The organism is Variovorax stachyos (assembly GCF_051400855.1).
Classification (GTDB): Bacteria; Pseudomonadota; Gammaproteobacteria; order Burkholderiales; family Burkholderiaceae_C; genus Variovorax.
Map to the genome: position 1 here is coordinate 1 of NZ_JBLFFN010000024.1, position 19,043 is coordinate 19,043.

General features: G+C 65.5%; 17 protein-coding genes. 5 read left to right on the forward strand and 12 right to left on the reverse strand.

The features are described from left to right. A partial coding sequence (locus tag ACMGEZ_RS26780; RefSeq protein ID WP_436825312.1) for a DesA/ISL3 alpha bundle tail domain-containing protein occupies nt 1-318 on the forward strand: 318 nt, incomplete at its 5' end. Nucleotides 319-702: 384 nt separating this feature from the next. On the opposite strand, the gene ACMGEZ_RS26785 is transcribed toward ACMGEZ_RS26780, so the two are convergent. Then, nucleotides 703-1,800, reverse strand: coding sequence for a PAS domain-containing sensor histidine kinase (locus ACMGEZ_RS26785; RefSeq protein WP_436825313.1), 1,098 nt, complete (start codon nt 1,798-1,800; stop codon nt 703-705). Between the two features lie 525 nt (nt 1,801-2,325). Between ACMGEZ_RS26785 and ACMGEZ_RS26790 the strand changes: the two genes are divergently transcribed. The 3 genes from ACMGEZ_RS26790 (at nt 2,326) to ACMGEZ_RS26800 (ending at nt 5,641) form a co-directional block, all read left to right on the forward strand. Then, nucleotides 2,326-4,371 carry a hybrid sensor histidine kinase/response regulator gene (locus tag ACMGEZ_RS26790; RefSeq protein ID WP_436825314.1) on the forward strand — a complete coding sequence of 682 codons (2,046 nt, stop codon included), beginning with the start codon at nt 2,326-2,328 and terminating at the stop codon, nt 4,369-4,371. Between the two features lie 31 nt (nt 4,372-4,402). Further along, complete coding sequence (locus ACMGEZ_RS26795; RefSeq protein WP_436825315.1) at nt 4,403-4,627, forward strand: hypothetical protein; 225 nt, start codon at nt 4,403-4,405, stop codon at nt 4,625-4,627. A gap of 75 nt (nt 4,628-4,702) precedes the next feature. Then, entirely contained in the window at nt 4,703-5,641 is a 939-nt protein-coding gene (locus tag ACMGEZ_RS26800; RefSeq protein WP_436825316.1) for an NAD(P)-dependent oxidoreductase, read from the forward strand. Here the strand turns inward: ACMGEZ_RS26800 and ACMGEZ_RS26805 are convergent. Together ACMGEZ_RS26805 and ACMGEZ_RS26810 are read right to left on the reverse strand one after the other, a co-directional pair. After that, entirely contained in the window at nt 5,547-5,900 is a 354-nt protein-coding gene (locus ACMGEZ_RS26805; RefSeq protein ID WP_436825317.1) for a winged helix-turn-helix transcriptional regulator, read from the reverse strand. The two genes, ACMGEZ_RS26800 and ACMGEZ_RS26805, sit on opposite strands and share 95 nt — an antisense overlap. Nucleotides 5,901-5,931: 31 nt before the next feature. Continuing rightward, nucleotides 5,932-6,576 (reverse strand): NAD(P)H-dependent oxidoreductase, encoded by a 645-nt coding sequence (locus ACMGEZ_RS26810; RefSeq protein WP_436825318.1) that lies wholly within the window; start codon nt 6,574-6,576, stop codon nt 5,932-5,934. Between the two features lie 96 nt (nt 6,577-6,672). Here ACMGEZ_RS26810 and ACMGEZ_RS26815 point away from each other — a divergent pair, with 96 nt between their 5' ends. Next, the gene (locus ACMGEZ_RS26815) at nt 6,673-7,332 is read left to right on the forward strand and encodes a TetR/AcrR family transcriptional regulator (protein WP_436825319.1); all 660 of its coding nucleotides are present in this window, start codon (nt 6,673-6,675) and stop codon (nt 7,330-7,332) included. A 904-nt stretch (nt 7,333-8,236) separates the two neighbouring features. Here ACMGEZ_RS26815 and ACMGEZ_RS26820 read toward each other — a convergent pair. From ACMGEZ_RS26820 to purB, 9 genes are all read right to left on the reverse strand, one after another. Continuing rightward, nucleotides 8,237-9,205: a PDR/VanB family oxidoreductase gene (locus tag ACMGEZ_RS26820; RefSeq protein ID WP_436825320.1), complete on the reverse strand. Its 969-nt coding sequence runs from the start codon at nt 9,203-9,205 to the stop codon at nt 8,237-8,239. Nucleotides 9,206-9,240: 35 nt separating this feature from the next. After that, on the reverse strand, nt 9,241-10,266 hold the full coding sequence (locus ACMGEZ_RS26825; protein ID WP_436825321.1) for a Bug family tripartite tricarboxylate transporter substrate binding protein: 1,026 nt from the start codon (nt 10,264-10,266) through the stop codon (nt 9,241-9,243). 61 nt (nt 10,267-10,327) lie between these two features. Beyond that, entirely contained in the window at nt 10,328-11,554 is a 1,227-nt protein-coding gene (locus ACMGEZ_RS26830) for a Rieske 2Fe-2S domain-containing protein (protein WP_436825322.1), read from the reverse strand. 85 nt (nt 11,555-11,639) lie between these two features. Further along, entirely contained in the window at nt 11,640-12,113 is a 474-nt protein-coding gene (locus ACMGEZ_RS26835; RefSeq protein WP_436825323.1) for a MarR family transcriptional regulator, read from the reverse strand. A 291-nt stretch (nt 12,114-12,404) separates the two neighbouring features. After that, nucleotides 12,405-14,705, reverse strand: a complete 2,301-nt coding sequence (locus ACMGEZ_RS26840; RefSeq protein ID WP_436825324.1) for a molybdopterin-dependent oxidoreductase — start codon at nt 14,703-14,705, stop codon at nt 12,405-12,407. Between the two features lie 17 nt (nt 14,706-14,722). After that, the gene (locus ACMGEZ_RS26845; protein ID WP_436825325.1) at nt 14,723-15,703 is read right to left on the reverse strand and encodes a Bug family tripartite tricarboxylate transporter substrate binding protein; all 981 of its coding nucleotides are present in this window, start codon (nt 15,701-15,703) and stop codon (nt 14,723-14,725) included. 23 nt (nt 15,704-15,726) lie between these two features. Further along, nucleotides 15,727-16,623, reverse strand: coding sequence for a sulfurtransferase (locus tag ACMGEZ_RS26850; RefSeq protein WP_436825326.1), 897 nt, complete (start codon nt 16,621-16,623; stop codon nt 15,727-15,729). Beyond that, nucleotides 16,620-17,612 carry a Bug family tripartite tricarboxylate transporter substrate binding protein gene (locus tag ACMGEZ_RS26855; RefSeq protein ID WP_436825327.1) on the reverse strand — a complete coding sequence of 331 codons (993 nt, stop codon included), beginning with the start codon at nt 17,610-17,612 and terminating at the stop codon, nt 16,620-16,622. The genes ACMGEZ_RS26850 and ACMGEZ_RS26855 overlap by 4 nt, the downstream gene beginning before the upstream one ends. A 63-nt stretch (nt 17,613-17,675) precedes the next feature. Continuing rightward, nucleotides 17,676-19,034 carry an adenylosuccinate lyase gene (gene purB, locus ACMGEZ_RS26860; RefSeq protein ID WP_436825328.1) on the reverse strand — a complete coding sequence of 453 codons (1,359 nt, stop codon included), beginning with the start codon at nt 19,032-19,034 and terminating at the stop codon, nt 17,676-17,678. Nucleotides 19,035-19,043 lie beyond the last annotated feature (9 nt).

The window sequence follows — 19,043 nt, forward strand, 5'->3', positions numbered from 1 at the left end:
AAGGCCGCCAAGCGCTGGCTGCATCGGGACGACGACAAGGTCCCGGCCACCGCCCGTTCGAACTTGGTGCAGGCCCGCGCGGCCCACCCGGTGCTGGACAAGATGGTGACCATGCGCGAGGAGCTGCGCCAGCTCTGGCTCAATACCTCTCAGTCGCGCGAGCAGCTGGCCGCCGATCTGGCTGCTTGGTGCCATCGCGCGGAAGCCAGCGGCATTGCGGGGCTACGCGAGTTTTCCACGCGTCTGCGTGCAGCGCGCCCGTCGGAGCACGCTGAGGGACGGGATCGCGGCGAAAGGACCAGCCCTTCAGGTGGATAGCGCTGCCTGCCCACACGCGCAGCAGCCGGCATCGCGGGAGCAGACGTGACCTGTGAACACCTCTCCCGCTGCATTGTTTTCACGAACAGCTTGGAGCTGACGCTGGCGCCGTCTAGTCGGTCCTATCGGCAGCGGGGGGTCTGCGAGGCGGTGGTGGAGTAGGGCGCGCGTGCGACGCTCGTACCGCTTTGCCCCCAAAAGGAATCAGCAATGCATGCCGTGAATTGCGCGGCTCCTACCAGGTGCGCGCCGGGCTCGACCCGGCGCTTCCTCGTCCGCGCGGCGGGGGCCGCGATCCCACGAAAGCCGCCGTCCATGCCAGCATCAACGGCGTTGCCGCCTCGGAAATGCCTGTAGATGTTGCGGTTCAAGGCGAAGCCTTTCCTACGCGATTGGCAGGCGAACGGCGAAGACGGAGCCCTTCCCCTTTCCGTCGCAACGGACCTCGACAAAGCCGCCATGCGCGTCGACAAGGTCCTTGACGACTGAAAGGCCGACACCGAAGCCGCCTTCTGACTGAGCGGCGTTCTCTTGAGTGAACAGGTCGAAGATCACCGGCAACAGCTCGGCAGAGATGCCGACGCCCGAATCTTCGACCTTGATCACTGCGTAGCCTGGCACCAATGTGCAATGCAACCAGATCCGCCCGCCCTCGGGCGTGTATTTGATTGCGTTGTGCAGAAGGTTGAAGACGATCTGATGGACCCGCTCTCGGTCTGCGCAAATCTCCAGCGGTACGCTTGGGACGAGAACCGTAAGATCCTGCATCTTTCGGGAGGCAGGGTCCCTTACAGTCGCTGCCGTTTCCATCAGTGCAGCACCGAGATCGAATCTGCGCTTGTCCAAGGTAAGCTTGCCGACCCCGACGCGCGCGACTTCTGTCAGGTCTTTCATCATCCGTTCGAGCTGCGCAACCTGGCGGCGGATGACCGCCAAAGGCAACTTCAGATCTGCATTGCTCCCGAGCGCTTCAATCAAGCTGGCAACGCTCTGAATGGGCGACAGGCAGTTGCGGACTTCGTGAGCGACACGGCCAAAGAATACGGTTCGGCTCGAAACCTCATGCTGCGCGGCCTCGAACCGATTCTGCAGCGTCTCGAAGGTGGTGCGAAGATCTGTTCGGTCCGTCACAATCTTGCAGAACCCCAAGAGGCGAGTGCCCTCCTTGAGTGCCATAAGCGAACCGGTGACCCAGATTCGCGCGCCGTCCTTGCGAACATGCCACCGGTCATCCTCTGAGCGACCTGCTGATGCAGCCAAGGCCCGCTCGTGCTCCGGAACGCCTTGCTCTCGATCCTCCTCAATGAAGAGGCGGTTCAGCGATTCTCCCAGCACTTCGGCTTCATCGAAACCGAAGATGTCAGCTGCCGCGCCTGCCCAGCCCACTACTGCTCCGTCGGGATCGAGAAAGATGATGGCATGATCCCTGGCTTGATCCCACAGGGCTCGGCCGAGAACTTCTACCACTGACTTGTTGATCATTGGGCGATACAGACGGTGAACGCCCGCCAAGTCGGGGCGTGTGCAAGGATGGGGACAGCAAGATTGCGTTGTGGCAGCCCATTCTGCTCCCGAATCGCGTGCGTGCCAGCTTCGTCGATTTCGCGCCGCCGTTGCATGTGGCGCGACGCTTGGCTTTGCTTGGAGAGGACGACCAGCCGCCTACCCCTGCAAGTGGCGCGCCGCGCTCACTTGGCGTGCTGGGGGCGCGAGCCCGCGCTCGGCCTGCCCTCGCGAAAGGCCGATGTGCCCTCAGTGCGGACGCTCGCCGTCAGCCTGGAGCCCCGTGGAGGCGTGCCCAGCGAGCGCGATCCGGCAGGGCGATGCTCTTCAAGGGCGCGCTCCTCGAGAACGCGCTGTGAGCCAGACGCTCCGTTAACATCCTGCGCTGCCTTGGGAGCCGGCGGCACTGAGTCCAACGTCTCCAAACATTCTGAAAATTCAAACTTCCGCCCTTGGCGGTCGAACCTCGACGTTCGCAGTTCAAAGTTCACCGGTCGGATAGAGATGGCACATCAAAGAGCTTTCGCGGAAGTCATGAGCGGGGAAGCCGCCGCAGCTGCAGGGACAGTGGTCTGGTATGCGGCTGCAGACGGCAGGATTGTCGATACGAACGCACCATGGCAGGCCTTCACAGGGCAGCACCGTCACGAATACTGCGGACTTGGGTGGCTCGATGCCATCCACCCGGATGACCGGACGAGGGTGCTTCACCATTGGATGAGCGCAGTCAATCTGGCTCAGCCGATCACCTTGGCCTATCGGCTCATGCGGCACGACGGCGAGTACCGCCACGTGGTGGCACAAGGCGCTCCGGTCTTCGGCAACGGCGAGCTGCAGCAATGGGTCGGATTCGTCGTCGACACGACCGACAGCATGCGTTCTGCAGTGGCACTGAAGGCGAGCGAAGAACGTTTCCGCGTGCTCGATGAGATCGGCCTAGCGACGCGCCACCTTCGTGACTCTGACAGCATCATGGCGGCAACGGCCCGGTTCCTTGGAGAGTACCTGGGTGCCACACGTTGTGCATATGCAGATGTCGAGAGCGACAGTGACCGGTTCACGATTCGAAGCGACTGGTCGCGGGAGGGCGTTCCGAGCAGTGCGGGCGTCTACTCCCTCGACCTGTTCGGACCACAAGCCACCTCGAACCTCCGGGGAGGTCGTCATCTTGTCGTCAACGACGTGGACAGGGAACTCGGCGACGAAGGCGGCGCGCAGATGTTCAACGCCATCGGAATCAAGGCGATCATCTGCGCCGGACTCGTCAAGGAGGGCCGCCTGGTCGCGATGATGGCGGTTCATCAAGACCGTCCCCGTCAGTGGACGAAGGATGAGGTCCATGTGGTCTCAGAGGTGGTCGATCGATGCTGGGCTCACATCGAACGCGTGCGAGACGCCGCCATGTTGAGGGAACAGGACGCACGAAAGGACGACTTCATTGCCACGCTTGCACATGAGCTGCGGAACCCCCTCGCACCGATCAAATACGCCATCGCCATCGCCTCGCGCGAACCCGTCCCGCCAAAGGCCGCCCAGATGCATGGGGTCATTGATCGGCAGGTGAGCCTCATGGCCAGGCTCATCGACGATCTGCTGGACGTCTCGCGCATCAACCGGGGCATGATCGAGCTGAAGCGAGAGGATGCAAGTCTCGATGGTCTGGTTGCACGTGCACTGGAGGCCACGCAGACCCTGACCGAGGCGCGCAACCAGCAGGTCAAAGTAGACGTCCCGCCAGATATATCGCTGTACGCGGACCCGGAACGAATGGTTCAGGTGATCGGAAATCTCCTGACAAATGCCGCCAAGTACACGCCGCCTGGAGGCGGCATCGAGGTAGACGCCATTGTTGCTGAAGATCAGGCGGTGCTTACCGTGAAAGACAGCGGCTTAGGCATCCCGCGATCCGATCTGGACAGGTTGTTTCAGATGTTCACCCAGTTGCCGCATACCAGGCTTCACGCACAAGGCGGCTTGGGACTTGGACTTGCGCTGGTCAAAAAGCTGGTGGATCTGCACGGCGGGTCTGTGTACGCTGCCAGCCCTGGCCTAGGCCAGGGCAGTACGTTTACCGTCCGGCTGCCAATGAGACAAACCGCCTCACGCTCTGCGAACAAAGCCTGCGTGACCATCGGCGCTGGCTCCCAAGCAGGCGATTCATCGAACAGCAGCATCACGTCCAAGCGCGTGCTGGTTGTCGAGGACAACAACGACGGGCGACAGACGTTGGTACAGCTTCTGCAAGACATGGGACATGAGGTGCTCAACGCCAGCAACGGCAGCGATGCGGTCGCGATCGCTATGAAGGACGCACCTCATGTGGTCCTGCTGGATCTGGGTCTTCCCGACATCGACGGCTACCAGGTGGCGCAAGCAATACGCCAGCACTTTGCGCCGGATCGAATGGCCATCATCGCCTTGACCGGCTGGGGCTCGGCGCGTGACGTTGCGCGCACAAGAGCCGCAGGGTTCGACCAGCATCTGACTAAGCCAGTCGAGCCTGCCACGCTGTCTTTGGCCGTTCGAGGGGCGTTGCAGCGCCCACCGTGAACGAGGCGGGACACTGTCGGCGGCGCCCGCGATGTTGCCGCCGATCGTGTGGCGACCCGTGCTGGCACATGACATCGCGGACGCTGTGCAGTTGGCGCGGGGCGTGGCCGACGAACCCGCGCATTTCGGGCGGCTCGATCACCTCGTCAACCTGGCCTGTACCCATGTCGACGACGGTGCCGAGTCGGGGCGCCTGCCGCGGGAATGGCTACACCAAGAACACGATCCCCGCGCGCACTTACGTCGAGTTCAGTAGCTGAGAAGTATGTCAGTGGTTGCCGCGCGCCCTGGCGGCGACGACCATTGCCGCATTCTTCACAAGGAGTCGACGATGCATGTTTCGGTGATTGGTCTCGGTTCCATGGGCGCAACTCTCGCCCGGCTTTTCCTCGACCGCGGCCACTCGGTGACGCTCTGGAACCGATCGCCGGAAAAGGCAACAGAACTGGTGGCCGCGGGCGCCACGCTGGTCGCGAGCCCGGCGCAAGCCGTCGCTGCGAGTGCGGTGACCGTGGTTTGCGTGTATGACTACGCGGCCGTGGACGCCATCCTGCGCCAGCCTGAAGTGCAAGCTGCGCTCCGAGCCAAGGTGCTGGTGCAGCTCACGACGGGAAGTCCGCAAGAAGCGCTGTCCGCCTCGCAATGGGCCCAGAAGCACGGCGCAGACTACCTCGAGGGTGCAATCCAGGCGGCCCCCAGCCAGATGGGGCAGCCTGATACGCCCTTACTTCTGTCCGGGGATGCGGGGACCTACCGCGACGTGGAGGACCTTCTGCGTGGCGTGGCGGGCAACCTCGTGTACCTGGGCGAGCAGATCGACGCCGCGGCTACCATGGACCTCGCCACGCTCTCATACGTCTACGGGGCCTACATGGGATTCATGCACGGCGCCCGCCTGGCCGAGGTGCGCGGCGTTGACGTCGTGCGCTACGGCGAGATCGTTCGTTCGGTGGCGCCTTCGTTCGGCGCATTCTTCGAGCACCAGGCCGGCGTGATCCGCTCCGGCGATTTCCGCATCAGCGAGAGCCCGCTTCGCATCTCGGTGGAGGCCACGGCGCGGATCCTCCAGGCCTCGGTGGCTGCGGGCATCGATACGCAGGTGGCCCGGCTTTGCGCGGACGTCCTGCAGCAAGCCGGCGCGGCGGGCTATGGTGACGAGGAACTGGCGGCTCTGATCAAGGTGTTCCGGGCGTCGCCGCCGCCCCGCGAGCATGTAGCGCCTGTTCATAGCCCGCACCCCAGTCCGCCAGCGGCCCCAGCGCGGCATTGAGCGAGCGGCCCCACGCCGTGGCGGAGTACTCCACGTGCGCAGGTACCACGTGAAGCACTCGCCGCTCGATCAGGCCCGCGGACTCCAGCTCGCGTAGTTGCTGCGCCAGCATCCTTTCGCTGATTCCAGCCATCAGTCGCCGCAGTTCGCCGAAGCGGCGCGGCTGCGTCTGCATCTCCCAAAGGACAGTGGCCTTCCACTTGCCGCCGATCACTTCAAATGCGGGACCGATCCCGCAGCCATAGGGCTTGTCGGCCATGTTCTGCCTCGATGTCCGCGCCGGCGGCGCGCTACAGCTGCTGCGACACTGCCTGCATCGAGTGCAGCGCGCGACGGGGTTCGTTGGCGGCAGAGAAAAGTGACCGCCCAAGATTGCGTGCGACTTCCAACTGAGCCGACCGGTCCTGCCTGCCAGAATCCAGCAGGAACTCGGACGTCGCCACGCGTGCCCCACAGTAGTCGAAGATCCCGTGGTCGATTTGCGTCCTCATCGCACGCAAGTAGCCGTGCCGGTCATAGGTTCCGGGATCGGCGCCCCCGATGGCAACCAAGTGGACCGGCAGATGGCCGAGGCGCTTGACCAGCTTGGCGTCCGCGCTCTCCTCATAGGCCCATCCGTTCGAGAACACGCGGTCGATCCAACCCTTGAGCATTCCCGGGAAGGACCACCAGTACACCGGATACACCAGCACCAGCGCGTCGGAGCGATCGATTCTTTGCTGTTCACGCACGACGTCGACCGCCGGCGGCGCCTGCTCCTTGTGGACCGCCTGATCGGTCGCAGTGAAGCGGGGATCGAAGCCCTCCGCTGCAAGGTCGGCGACTTCTGCCGTGTGGTCACCCTCGGCAGTGGCGACGCCCTCTGCCATCTGGCGCGCGACACTATGACTGAAAGACCCGGGATCGGGGTGCGCGACAACAATGAGCGCATGCATGCTGGACGTCCTTTCGTGCTTCTTCAGGGGGAAGGCGGGTGCTAAAGTCTCAGACCTACGATTAGTATATTGCCAAACTACCATTGGTACATAACCATGCTCAGGCGCGGGACTAGGAAGGCGAAAGGGGCTGCAGATGCCGGCGGGCCCAAGCGCCGCCGCCTGCCACGACAGGAGCGCTACCGCCAGCTCATCGACGTGGCCTGGCGAATCGTCCGCGAATCGGGAACTGACGCCTTGACGCTCGGCGTCCTGGCCGAAGAGGCCGGCGTCGCCAAGCCGGTGGTCTATGACCATTTCGCGACGCGCAACCGCCTCCTGGCAGCGCTCTACGGCGAATTCGACAAGCAGCAGAACGCGCTGATCGATGCCGCGATCGAAGCCAGCGAACCGACGCTGGCCAGCCGCGCATCGGTGATCGCCGGCTCGTACGTGGATTGCGTACTCGCGCAGGGGCGCGAGCTCCCCGGCGTGAGCTCGGCGCTGGCAGGCTCTCGCGAGCTCGAAGGCATCAAGCGTGAATCGGAGACGGCGTTCCTGCAGAAGTGCCGCGCGCTCCTGGCGCCATTTGCTCCTGGCAAGGACGTCGGCGTGGCCGGACTGCGCGCCATGCTTGGGGCTGCCGAAGCCCTCTCCTATGCGGCCGCGGTGGACGAAATCTCCGCGTCCGAGGCCAAGCAGGAACTGCGCGAGACGATCGTGGAGATGGTGTCGCGGCAGGGGCGGGCGGGCTCACGCCGCCGCGCCGCTGCATGACGAAAGCCAGCGTTCAACGCGCGGCCGAACAAGCCCATCCGGAGATCCGGAAAGCTCGTGTCCAGCTTTGCCTCGCGCGTTTGCTCGACGAATAGCCGGCCCGAACTCGCGCAAGTGGCCATCGAGCTTCGGGCTCCCGTCACACGCCCGCCGGACTAGGTCGCAGGCCAAGACGGCACACCGCGGAGAGGGACCACTCTTTTGCAGACCCCTAGTCCACCCGGATGTTGTTGTCTCTAACTACTTTGGCCCACAGCGCCCGGTTCGCAGTCGAAGTGGAGTGGGCGCTCATCCTCGCAGCGGCACGCAAGCAGCTTCCGCAGGAAGTCGCCTCGTTCCGGAGCGGCGGATGGCAGGTTGCGGTCGGCGTGGACTTGCATGGCAAGACGCTGGACCGCTATTCTCGCTGTCGCGGCGAGGCCCTGTCGGCACGTGGGTCGCAAAGGCGGCGCACGCGGACCATGGACAAGCCTTCGTGCTCGATTGGTACCACGCGCTCGCCCTCCGCATCCTGCAGGAGGACCTCGCCGGCCGGCAGGACCGTCACCACGTTGCGGGCCGACGATGGACCCGGCCTCGTCGTGCAGCTCGGAGCCGGTGGCGGCAGGCCGCACGGTGTCGGCTGCATGGATCTGCGCGAGCCCGCGTTGTCCATGCGCGGCACGGCCATACCTCTTAGGACAACATGATTGAGATCGCCGCACCGGTCATGATTGCCACGAAGACGATCACGTCCCATCCTACCGAGTGCCCCCTGATACGTTTTCGCATGAGAAGGTAGAGTAGAAAGGCGACAGCAGTGCCGCCGAAGTAAGGGAAGAGCTCGTCAAGCTCCATGACTCCTTCGGCCCCACTGGGCCGCGCTGCAAGAAGGCGTCGATGTAATCAAGGGAGTGCTTCCGTTCTAAAGATCCAACACCAACATTGAACTGCAGGCACGCGAGCAGCAGACCATCATCGTCTTGTTGGTGGCGCGCTCAGCCGTGGTCAGGATCTCGTCGCGGTGATCGGGAATGCCCTGGACGACGCGTACCTCGCAGGCCCCGCAGATGCCCTGTCGGCACGAGTAGTCGACATCCACGCCGGCGTCTAGGAGCGCATCGAGCGTGCTTACCTCCGGACCAACCATCACGCTGCGGCCACTCCTTGCCAACTGGATCTCGAAGCCGCTCGCCTCCGTTGGCGGTGCCGTCGCGGCGAAGCGCTCCATATGGACCCGGTCGGGCTCGATGTGCCGCGTAGCCTCGACAAACGCGTCGAGCATGCTTGCCGGTCCGCAGCAGTAGAAGTGCGTTCCTGGCTCGGCGTAAGCGATGAGGGCGGCCATGTTGATGCGGCCTGCGGCGCGACTGCTGTGCATCTGCACCCGCTCTCCCAGCTGCCGAAGCTCTTGCGCAAAGGGCGCCAGTGTTGCATCAGGAGTTGCATAGTGCAGACGCCAGGCACTTCCGTTTCGCTCCAGAGCCCTCGCCATCGGTAGCAGCGGTGTAATGCCGATGCCACCCGCGATCAGCAGCGCTGGTCCCGCGCTTTCGATCAAGGCGAAATGGTTGCGGGGCGCGGATACCTGAACGACGTCTCCGACACGCAGCCGGTCATGCACGTAGGCCGATGCGCCCTGGCTGGCCGACTCGCGCTTCACCGCCAGCACATAGCTGCCGCCCTCGTCGCTGACCACTGAGTAGGGGCGTGCCACCCCGTTGGAGAAGCGCAAGTCCACGTGGGAGCCGGGCGGTGCCGGTGAGAGCGCATGCCCACTGAGATGGCGCAACTCGATGCTGAGCACGTCCGGACATTCCAGACGCATGGCGGTCACCTGAACGCTCGCCGAGGTTTCAGACCGCGCCGGGTTGTTGATTGTCTCTTCCTGCATGTCATCTGGAAGGCGGCCCCGCTGCGCTTCCTTCCCTACTGTTGCACGGCCAGACCAGCGGCCTTGATGACTTTGCTGAACTTGGCGACGTCCTTCTCGAGCCATTTCCTGGCGTCGGAGGAGCCGACGAAGGTGGGTTGGACATCGAGATCGTTCAGCTTCTTCACGATCTCCGCATCCTTCATCGTGGTCTGCAGGGCGGCCTCGAGCTTCGCGATCACGCTCGCCGGTGTGCCGGCGGGAGCCGACAGCGTCACGAGCTGTTCGTTGTCGTCCATCTCCGGGTAGCCCTGCTCTCCGGTGGTGCCGACCTGCGGCATGGCCTTCAAACGCTCGTGCCGCTGAACGGCGATGTTGTGAATGCCGTTACCCTCGAAGTTGCGGACGATGGAGCTGTACGGAAGCGCGCAGGCATGTACCTCGCCCGTGCGCAGTCCTGTGAGGGCGGGTGCGACGCCGTTGTAGGGCACATGGATGACGTTTAGGGCCGTGCCGGTCTTGGCCTTCACCAGACCCTTGAACATCTCGAGCTGCAGATGGTTGAGCCCGCTCACGCCCGTAGTGCAGAAGCTCAGGCCGCCCGGCTTGTCGTGCGCCAGCTTCACGAGATCAGGCAACGTCCTGGCCTGCGCGGATGCGTTGACGGCGAACAACGAGGTATAGACGGCCACGCCGCCGAGCGGGGCGTAGTCCTTCAACTGGTACTCGAAGTTCGGCACGATCAGGTTCAGGAAGCCGAACGCGGAGCCGGACGCAATGAAAAGGGTGTAGCCGTCAGGCTTGGCCTGCGCGACATAGCGCGCCCCCACCGCGCTGCCTGCGCCCGGACGATTGACGATCAACACCGGCTGGCCCAGCAGGTCGCGCAGCTTCTCCGCAATGACGCGGGCGGTAGCGTCGAGGCTTCCGCCGGGCGCGAAGGGCACGATGATGGTCACGGGCTGCTTGGGAAAGTCCGTCTCGGCAGCCTGCCCATGGCCGGCGCCGAGGGCCATGACACCCGCAAGGAGAAGGTCGCGGATCAGTGCTTGCGCACCGAAGCGAAGTTGAGGGAATTTCATGCTGTGTCTCCTGGTTATGTGCGCGGAAGCGTCGTATGGGCGGGCGGGGACTGGCGACGGTTCAGGCGGTTCCCGACAGATCCTTTGGCCGTGCGGTTCCCATCAGTTCGTCCGATTCGGTGGGGTCGAGGCTTTCCGGTAGCACGGTCTGCGTGGCACGGACGCTGTACAGGTGCGGCATGTCCGGGCCCACGGGGCGTTGCCCCCCCGCGCAGGCGAGCGCCGCGTCGATGAGCAGTCGGCGCATCGCGACCACGGCGCGATCGCTGGTCCCGAGGTGTTCGCGCGTCCTGTCGACGATGGGACCCGCCGACTCGGCGACCATCGCATCCTGCGCGCGAATGCCCGCAATACCGGTGAAGGAAACGGTCTTCTGCAGCTGTCGATCGATGAGGTAGTCGTTGTCCAGACGCTCTGTCGGACGGGTGGTCCCCGGTATGACCCTGCGGTGCGCGTAGTCGCCGTTGCGCCACGCCGCCAGTTCCTTCTCCTCCAGCGGGCGATCCGGGCGGAAGGTGGCGCACAGCACCCAGCAACGCTCATCGTTCATCGGCACCCACATGCGTACCAGCCTGGCTTCGGCGGGATGCGGAGGGATCATGGTGTAGAAGGGCAGCAGGAACTGGTTGAGCCGCCAGTAGCGCTGGCCTTCGTCGACGCGGCGCCCGTTGCAAGCCATTAAGCCAGACGGCGTGGGAACGATCTTCCACATCGGGGCCTTGTCGTTCTTGAAGAATCGGCCGGTCAGGGCGCGATCATCCTCATTCGTCTTGTCGACAAGGCTGTGCAGGAAGCCGACATGCGCGCTGTCCAGTTCTCCCTCCATGGCCTGGGCGTAGTTGCAGTCCTGTTCCCAGCGCGAGACGTACACGTGCGAGGACGGCAGCCCAAGCCATTCGAAGTCGGGCAATGGAGGCGTTTTGTCGGGATCCCCCATGTAGACCCAGAGCACGCCCCCGGCGATGCGCGCCTGATAGGCACGCGCGCGCACCTTGCACCGCATGGGGCTGTCCGATGCCTCGGTCGGCATGTCCAGGCATTGGCCATCCACGCCGAACTTCCAGCCGTGGTAGACGCAGCGCAGGCCGCCTTCCTCGTTGCGGCCGAAGAAGAGGCTGGCACCGCGGTGCGGGCAATGCTGGTCGAGCACGCCGACGCGGCCTACGGTGTCGCGAAACACCACCAGCGCTTCTCCGAGCAGTTGCAGCCGCACCGGCGGCTCGTCGGCGCCAGGCACCTCCGCCTCGGTCATGGCTGGCGTCCAGAAGCAGCGCATCAGCTTTCCCATCGGGGTATCGGAACTGGTGCGAGTGAGAAGGTCGTTGTTATCTCTGCTGAGCATGATTTGCGTTGCGGCTTGGCGGTGGAGGCTTTCAGTCCGGGAGGTCGGCGTCGAAAGAGTCGTTGCCAAGCCTCGGGAGGTTCTCGATCAATTTGTGCAAGTCCGCACGCAGGCGTTTGACCTGTGCGGTGCTCATTCCATGCGTCAAGCGAATCTCGCGTTGCTGCGACGTGCTGTAGAGCTCTTTGGCGAGCGAGCGGCCCGTCTCGGTCAGGCTGATCGTCATCTCGCGTCCATGCCGCGCGAGCGTGACAAGGCCCTGCTGACTCAGCACCTGCAGGCTTCGACTGGCCGCCGCCTTGTCGACATCCGCGGCAGCGGCGACGAACGCAGCGCTGCATTCGTGCTCGACGCCCAAGGCCAGGAGGAGGCGGTACTCCGTCGTCCCAATGTCCCAGCGCTGCATGTAGAAGCTCGACGCGCTGCGGCTCAAGCGGACGGCCAGGCTGGTGACAAGCCATCCGATGAAGTCCGTGGCAAGCGCGGGCAGGGGCCGCTCGACCACGGGGTCGGAAGCGTCAGACCCTCCCTGGGGAGCCTTGACCGCGGCGCGTCGACGGGCCGGACGCGGGTGCGCGGCAGGTGATTTCTTCGCTGACATCGTGAGGCTGAAGGGGAAGCAGGGCTGTCATTGTTGATCTATCAACGTTGATCTGTCAACCATTGAGAGGCTTCCTGATTCACCGGCGGCGGATCAGGGCGCAGTCGCCGCAGGCCCCAGTGGCTTGAACGCACTTAGTTCCGCAATGGTCAAGGCGGCCCTACTTGACCAGCGCTCGCTCCAATGAACCCAAGTTCAGGTTCCTGGCGGGGGCTCAAAGGCGCGGATGGGCGGCAGCATGTCGTCGTAGCGCTCAAGCTGCACCGTGCTCAGCTGCCCCGCACAGCCCTGTGCGAGCGATGACGTGCCGATGTCGCGCGTTAGCACGTTGGGGTTGCCATGCACGCACATCGGACGGCCCTGGTCGTCCACTGCCGGGTCGTACCAGGCGCCGGTGGGCAGCTGCACCACGTCCTCGCGCAGGTCGGTGCTCAAGTGCGCACTGGCCAGGCATGCGCCGATCTCGTTGAACAGCCGAACGATGTCGCCCTCCTGGATGTTGCGCGCCATCGCCGCGGCCGGGTGCAGCGTGCAGACCTCGCGGCCGCGGCGCTTGTTGGCCTGGCTGTGCGCACCGAAGTCGAGCTGGCTGTGCAGCTTGGTGTGCGGCTGGTTGGCGACCAGCCACAGCGGATGCTCGGCGGTGGGCGCGAACTTCGGCGCGAGCCAGGCCGGATGTCCAGGGCAGTCGGCGTAGCCGAAGGCGGCGACGGCTGGCGAGCTGACCTGCACCTTTCCGCTCGGCGTGGGCAGTGGCGCGCCGCCAGGGTCGTTGCGAAAGGCACGCAACATGCCTCCATCGTCTGCGCGCTGCGGCAGCATAAGTTCGCCGTGCCGCCAGAATGTCTCGAAATCCGGTGCTTCCAGGCCCAACTCCTCGAGTCCGGTGCGGGTGCGCTCGTACAGGTGGGCCAGCCATTGGCGCGTCGTGCGGCCCTCGCTAAAGGTTTCCAGGGCCCCGAGGCGTTCGGCGAGCTCGCAGAAGATGTCGTAGTCGTCGCGTGCGAGGCCGTGCGGCTCGGCAATGCGGTGCATCGCCACCACCATCGGGTCGGTGGGCGTGGCGCCGATGTCTTCGCGCTCCAGGGTCATTGTGCTGGGCAGCACGATGTCGGCGTGCCTCGCCGTTGCAGTCCAGGCGATCTCGTGCACGACGAAGGTGTCGAGCCTGCGGAAAGCCTCGGCCAGGCGCGCCAGGTCCTGGTGGTGGTGAAAGGGGTTGCCGCCCGCCCAGTAGGCAAGGCGGACGTGCGGATAGGTCCGGCGCTGGCCGTTGTAGTCGAAGGGGTGGCCCGGGTTGAGCAGCATGTCGCTGATGCGCGCGACTGGAATGAACGCCGTCACCCCGTTGGTGCCCTGGGGCAGCGCGGCCGCCGGGACGGCGTTGTTGCGCTTGCCGTAGTGCGCCAGCGTGCCCAGCGCGTAGTTGTAGCCGCCGCCAGGCAGACCCAGCTGGCCCAGTGCCGCGGCCAGCACCGCGCCCATCCATACCGGCTGTTCGCCATGCTCCGCGCGCTGCAGCGAATGCGAGACCACCACCAGTGTGCGCTTGCCGACGAGCGAGCGGGCGAGCTTGACGAGCTGCTGCGCGGGCAGGTCGCAGATCGGGGCGGCCCAGGCGCAGCTCTTTGCCACGCCGTCGCTGCGACCCATGAGGTAGTCCTCGAAGGTCTCCCAGCCGTCGCAGCAGCGGGCGATGAAATCACGATCGTGCCCGCCGTCGCTGACGATCTGGTGCACCAGGGCCAGCATCAGCGCCGTGTCGGTGTTCGGCCTTGCGGGCAGCCATTCGAACTGCGCTTCGTCGGGCAGGTCGGTCCTGAGCGGGCTGATGCAGACGAAGCGGCAGCCGCGCGCCGCCGCTTCACGCATCGCGTTGCGCTCGATGTGGCGGCTGATGCCGCCTGAGGCCACGCGTGAGTTCTTCAGCGCCATGCCGCCGAAGGCCAGCACCACGTCGGTGTGCTCGACGATCTGCTCCCATGTCACGTTGCGGCGCGCCACCTCTTCCATTGTGCCGAGGATGTGAGGCAGCATCGGGCCCGAGGCGCCGGCACTGTAGCTGTTGACCGAGCGCACGTAGCCGCCCAAGGTGGTGTTGAGGAAGCGGTGAACCTGGCTCTGCGCATGATGAAAGCGCCCGGCGCTTGACCAACCGTACGAGCCGCCGAAGACCGCGTCGGCGCCGTGCCTGTCCTTCACGCGCCGCAGTTCCGCGGCCAGTCGGTCGAGCACTTCGTTCCAGGGCATCGCCACATACGCGTCGCGGCCGCGCATCGGATCGGGCCCCGGGCCGCGCTCCAGCCAGCCCTTGCGCACCATAGGGGTGGTCACGCGCACCGGGTGGCGTAGCGCATCGGGAAAATTGTCGATCAGCGGGTTCGGGTCCGGATCGCCCGGGTGCGGCTTCACCGTGAGCGTGCGGCCGTCCCATGCGGCGCGGAAAACGCCCCAGTGGGCGCTGTGCGGATGGAACGTGGGCGTGTCTGTGGGCATGGTGCGCATGCTTGTTGCTACTCGGCCTTCAATCCTCCGCGCTCGACCGCGCGCTTGTAGTTCGCAACGTCCTTCACGATGAAGTCGCGGAACTGGTCGCCGGCCAATGTGGTTTCCCGCGCACCGTCTGCGCGATAGACCTTGAGCACTTCCGGATCCTTCATGGCTTTCTCGACGGCCCGGCCGATGGTGTCGACTACCTCCTTTGGGGTGCCGGCCGGCGCGGCCAGGCCATACCACTGTGTCATCACGACGTCGATGCCCGACTCCGTGAGCGTGGGTACGTCTGGCAGCGAGGGCACGCGGCGCGGGCTGCTCACGGCCAGCAGCCTGAGCTTGCCGCCGGCGATCTGTCCCATCAGCGGCGTGTAGGGCGCGAAAAAGCTCGCCACCTGTCCGCCGAACAGGTCGTTGAGCGCGGGACCCGAGCCCTTGTAGGGGATGTGCAGGATGTCCACGTTGGCCTGCTGCTTGACCATCTCCATCACGATCTGCGCCGCGCCGCCGGTGCCGGTCGACGCATAGGTGAGCTGGCCCGTCTTGGCCTCGGCGAGATAGTCCTTCACGGTCTGGATCTTCGAGCTGCCGCTCACCATGAGGCCGAAAGGCGTCTCGACCAGCTGGGCAATGGGCACGAAGTCCTCAGGCACCTTGTAGGGCAGGCTGCCGCGGATGGCCGGCGCGCTGCCCATGTTGCCGCTCATCGCGAGGATCAGCGTGTAGCCGTCGGGTCGCGCGCGCGCCACGATCTCGGCCGCGATGTTGCCGCCAGCGCCTGCCCTGTTGTCGACGACAACCGCTTGGCCGATGTGCTTGCCCAGCGCGTTGGCGATGACGCGGCCGTACAGGTCGCCGCCCCCGCCCGGCGGAAAACCCACGACGAGCTTGATCGGCTGCTCCGGGTAGGCCGCATGGGCGATGCCTGTCAGGGCCGCGAAGCCGGCCGCGGCGACCAGGGCGGCCGAACGGCACAGGAAGTGGCGTCTTGGGGTTGGCATGGGTTTGTCTCCGAGTCTTCTCGTCACACTGCCGGGCCGGTTGCGATCGGTGCGCCGGGCTGCGCGCTCCATTCGCTCCATGATCCGGGGTACAGCGCCGCGCCTTTCAGCCCAGCCACTTCCATGGCCAGCAGGTTGTGGCACGCGGTGACGCCCGAGCCGCACTGGTTCACCAGCTCCGCGGCGGGGCGGCCGCCGGTAATGGCATCGAACTCGGCGCGCAATTGGTGGGATGGTTTGAAGCGGCCGTCGGCGTCCAGGTTGTCCTTGAACAGGCGGTTCCTTGCGCCGGGAATGTGGCCGCCGACCGGGTCCATTGTCTCGTTCTCCCCGCGAAAACGGTCGGGTGCGCGAGCGTCGAGCACGAGCTTTCGCCGACTCTCGATGTTGGCGCTCACCTGCTCGTAGGAAAGCGTCGTGACCAGCGGCTCGCGCAGCGCGAAGTCGCCCGGCGGCCGCGCAGGCGGCGCGTCAGTCGATAGTGCATGGCCCGCGGCCTTCCAGGCCGCGATGCCGCCATCGAGCACGGCCACCCAGCGATGCCCGGCCCAGCGCAGCATCCACCACAGGCGCGCCGCATACATGCCCCCGGCGTTGTCGTACGCCACGACCTGGGTGTCGCTGTCCATGCCCAACGCAGCCATGCTGCGCGCGAAGGCTTCACGAGTGGGCAGCGGATGGCGGCCGTTGCGGCCGGTCTTCTCCGCCGACAGGGCGTGTTCCAGGTGAAGGTAGTAGGCGCCGGGAACATGTCCGGCCTCGTAGCTTTGCTGGCCGGCATCGAGCTTCGTCAGGTCGAAGCTGCAGTCCAGCACCAGCGGGGGGCGCGCACCCCGCTGCGCATTGGCCAGTTGTTCGACCGAGATGAGGGTGTCGTAGACCACGCGGTTCATTTCCTGAAGATCGGGGAGTGCGTTCATTGCCCGATTTCCTTCATCAGTGCGGGCGTGATCGCCATCCTGTAGCGGGCGATGTCGTCGAGGATGAAGCTGCGAAAGCCGGCCATCGGCAGATCGCGCTCGCTGGCCGCGTCCTTGCGAATGGCATCGCGCACCTCGGGCGTCGCCAGTGCGCGGCTGAGATGCTCGGACAGCAGCTTCACCACTGCCTGCGGCGTGCCGGCGGGCGCCACGAGCCCGTACCACTGCGTCACCGGCACGTCGACCCCGAGCTCCTTGAAGGTCGGCACCTCGGGAATCACGGGGTTGCGCTTGTCACCGGTGATCGCCAGCAGCCGCAGCTGACCCTGGCGCACCTGGCCGACCAGAGGCGATGCGGTGGCGAAGAAGCTGTCGACCTGCCCGCCCATCATGTCGGTGATGGCGGGGCCCGACCCCTTGTAGGGCACGTGCAGCATCTCCACGCCGGCCTTCTGCTTGACCATTTCCATGCCGATGTGCGCGGCGCCGCCGGTGCCGGTGGAGGCGAAGCTCAGCTTCTGCATCTTGGCGGCATCGAGCAGCTCGCGGGCCGTCCTGAAGCGCGAGCCCTGGCTGACGAACAGGCCATGCGGCGCTTCCAGGATCAGCCCGATTGGGGCGAAGTCGTCCGGCACCTTGTAGGGAAGGCTCTGCGGCTTCATGGCCGGGGAGACCGCCAGATTGCCGCTCATGGCCAGCAAGATGGTGTAGCCGTCCGGCTTGGCCTTGGCCACGATGTCTGCGGCGATGTTGCCCCCGGCGCCGGCGCGGTTGTCGACCACCACGGCCTGCCCAAGCGTCTTGCCCATGGCGTTGGCGATCAGCCGCCCGTACAGATCGCCGCCGCCGCCGGGCGGAAAGCCCACCACGAGCTTGACGGGCTGCTCGGGGTAGGCCGGCTGGGCGGCGGGTGCGGCTAGTGCCAGCATGCCGGCGCCGGTCACTGCGAGAACGCAGAGACGGCGGCGGATCGGGGCGATGGGATGCATGTCATGTCTCCTTGATTTGTTCGTGGAGCGGGAGTCCCGTGCGCACCCCCACCGTGGGCGCGATCAGCCGAGCCAGGCCGCCTGCGCGGCCACGACTCGATCCACCGAAGCGCCGCACTGGCCCAGATAGGCCGCGGGATCCGTCATGTCGCGGATCTCGTCTTCTGCGAGCAGCTTGCCGAGGCCCGCGTGCTGGCGCATCGCGTCGGCGAACGTCAGTTTCTGCGTGATGCCGTGCATCGAGGCTTCGTAGATCCACTCGTGCGCGGTCTGCTTGCCCACGCGCTCCGACAGTTCCAGCATCACGCGTTCCGACAACAGGTAACCGCGCATCCTGTCGAGGTTGAGGGCCATCGCATCGGCATTCACCTTCAGGCCCGCCAGCAGGTTCCTGGCCTGGAACAGCATGGCGCCGGCGATCATGCAGCACTCGGGCAGGGCCTTCCATTCCATCTTCCAGGCGATGCCGTCGCGCTCGCCCTCCTGTACCATGCCCTCGACCATCATGGCGGCGTTGTAGCGCAGCGGCCGGGACAGGCCCGCGAGGTTCTCGGCGGACGTGGGGTTGCGCTTGTGCGGCATGGTGGACGAACCCAGCTTGCCCTCGGAGAAACCCTCCTCGACCTCGCCGAACTCGTTGCGCTGCATGTTGAAAAGCTCGTTGCCGATCTTCGACAGCGTGCTGCCCACCATGGCGAGCAGGCTCGCGTATTCGGTGAAGCGGTCGCGCGCCGGTGCCCAGCTGATCGTGGGTACGCCCAGGCCGAGCTTCTGCAACATCAACGCCTCGAGTTCGATCGCCTTCGGGCCAAGCGAGGCCTGGCTGCCCACGGCGCCGGCCAACATGCCCACGAGCACGCGCGGTGCGGCCTGTACCAGGCGTTCGTGGTGGCGGCCGAGCTCGTCGAGCCACAGTGCGCACTTGTGGCCGAAGGTGATCGGCAGCGCCTGCACGCCGTGCGTGCGGCCCGCCATGGGCGTGTCGCGGTGGGCCACGGCCAGGCGGCCGAGCTCTTTTCCCACGGCCTGCAGGTCGCGCATTGCCACGGCATGGAATTCCTTGAGCTGCAGTGCGACGCCGGTGTCGACTACGTCCTGCGTCGTCGCACCGTAGTGCACCCATTCGCCGTTCTCTTTGGAACAGGCGGCCTGCAGCTGCTTGAGCGCTGGCACCAGCGAATGCTTGATGCGGCGGATCTCGGCCGACATCGCCGCGATGTCGATGTTCTGGACCTTCGCCTTGCTCGCGATCTCTTTGGCGGCGGCGGCCGGGATGATGCCCAGCTCAGCCTGCGCGGATGCCAGCGCGGCTTCGAAGTCGAGCCACTTCTGAATGCGGTTCTCCTCACCGAAGATGGTGCGCAGTTCTTCGGTGCCCCAGAGGTGCTGGAGCGACTGCATGTCGAAGACGGAAACGGGCATGGAGATCCT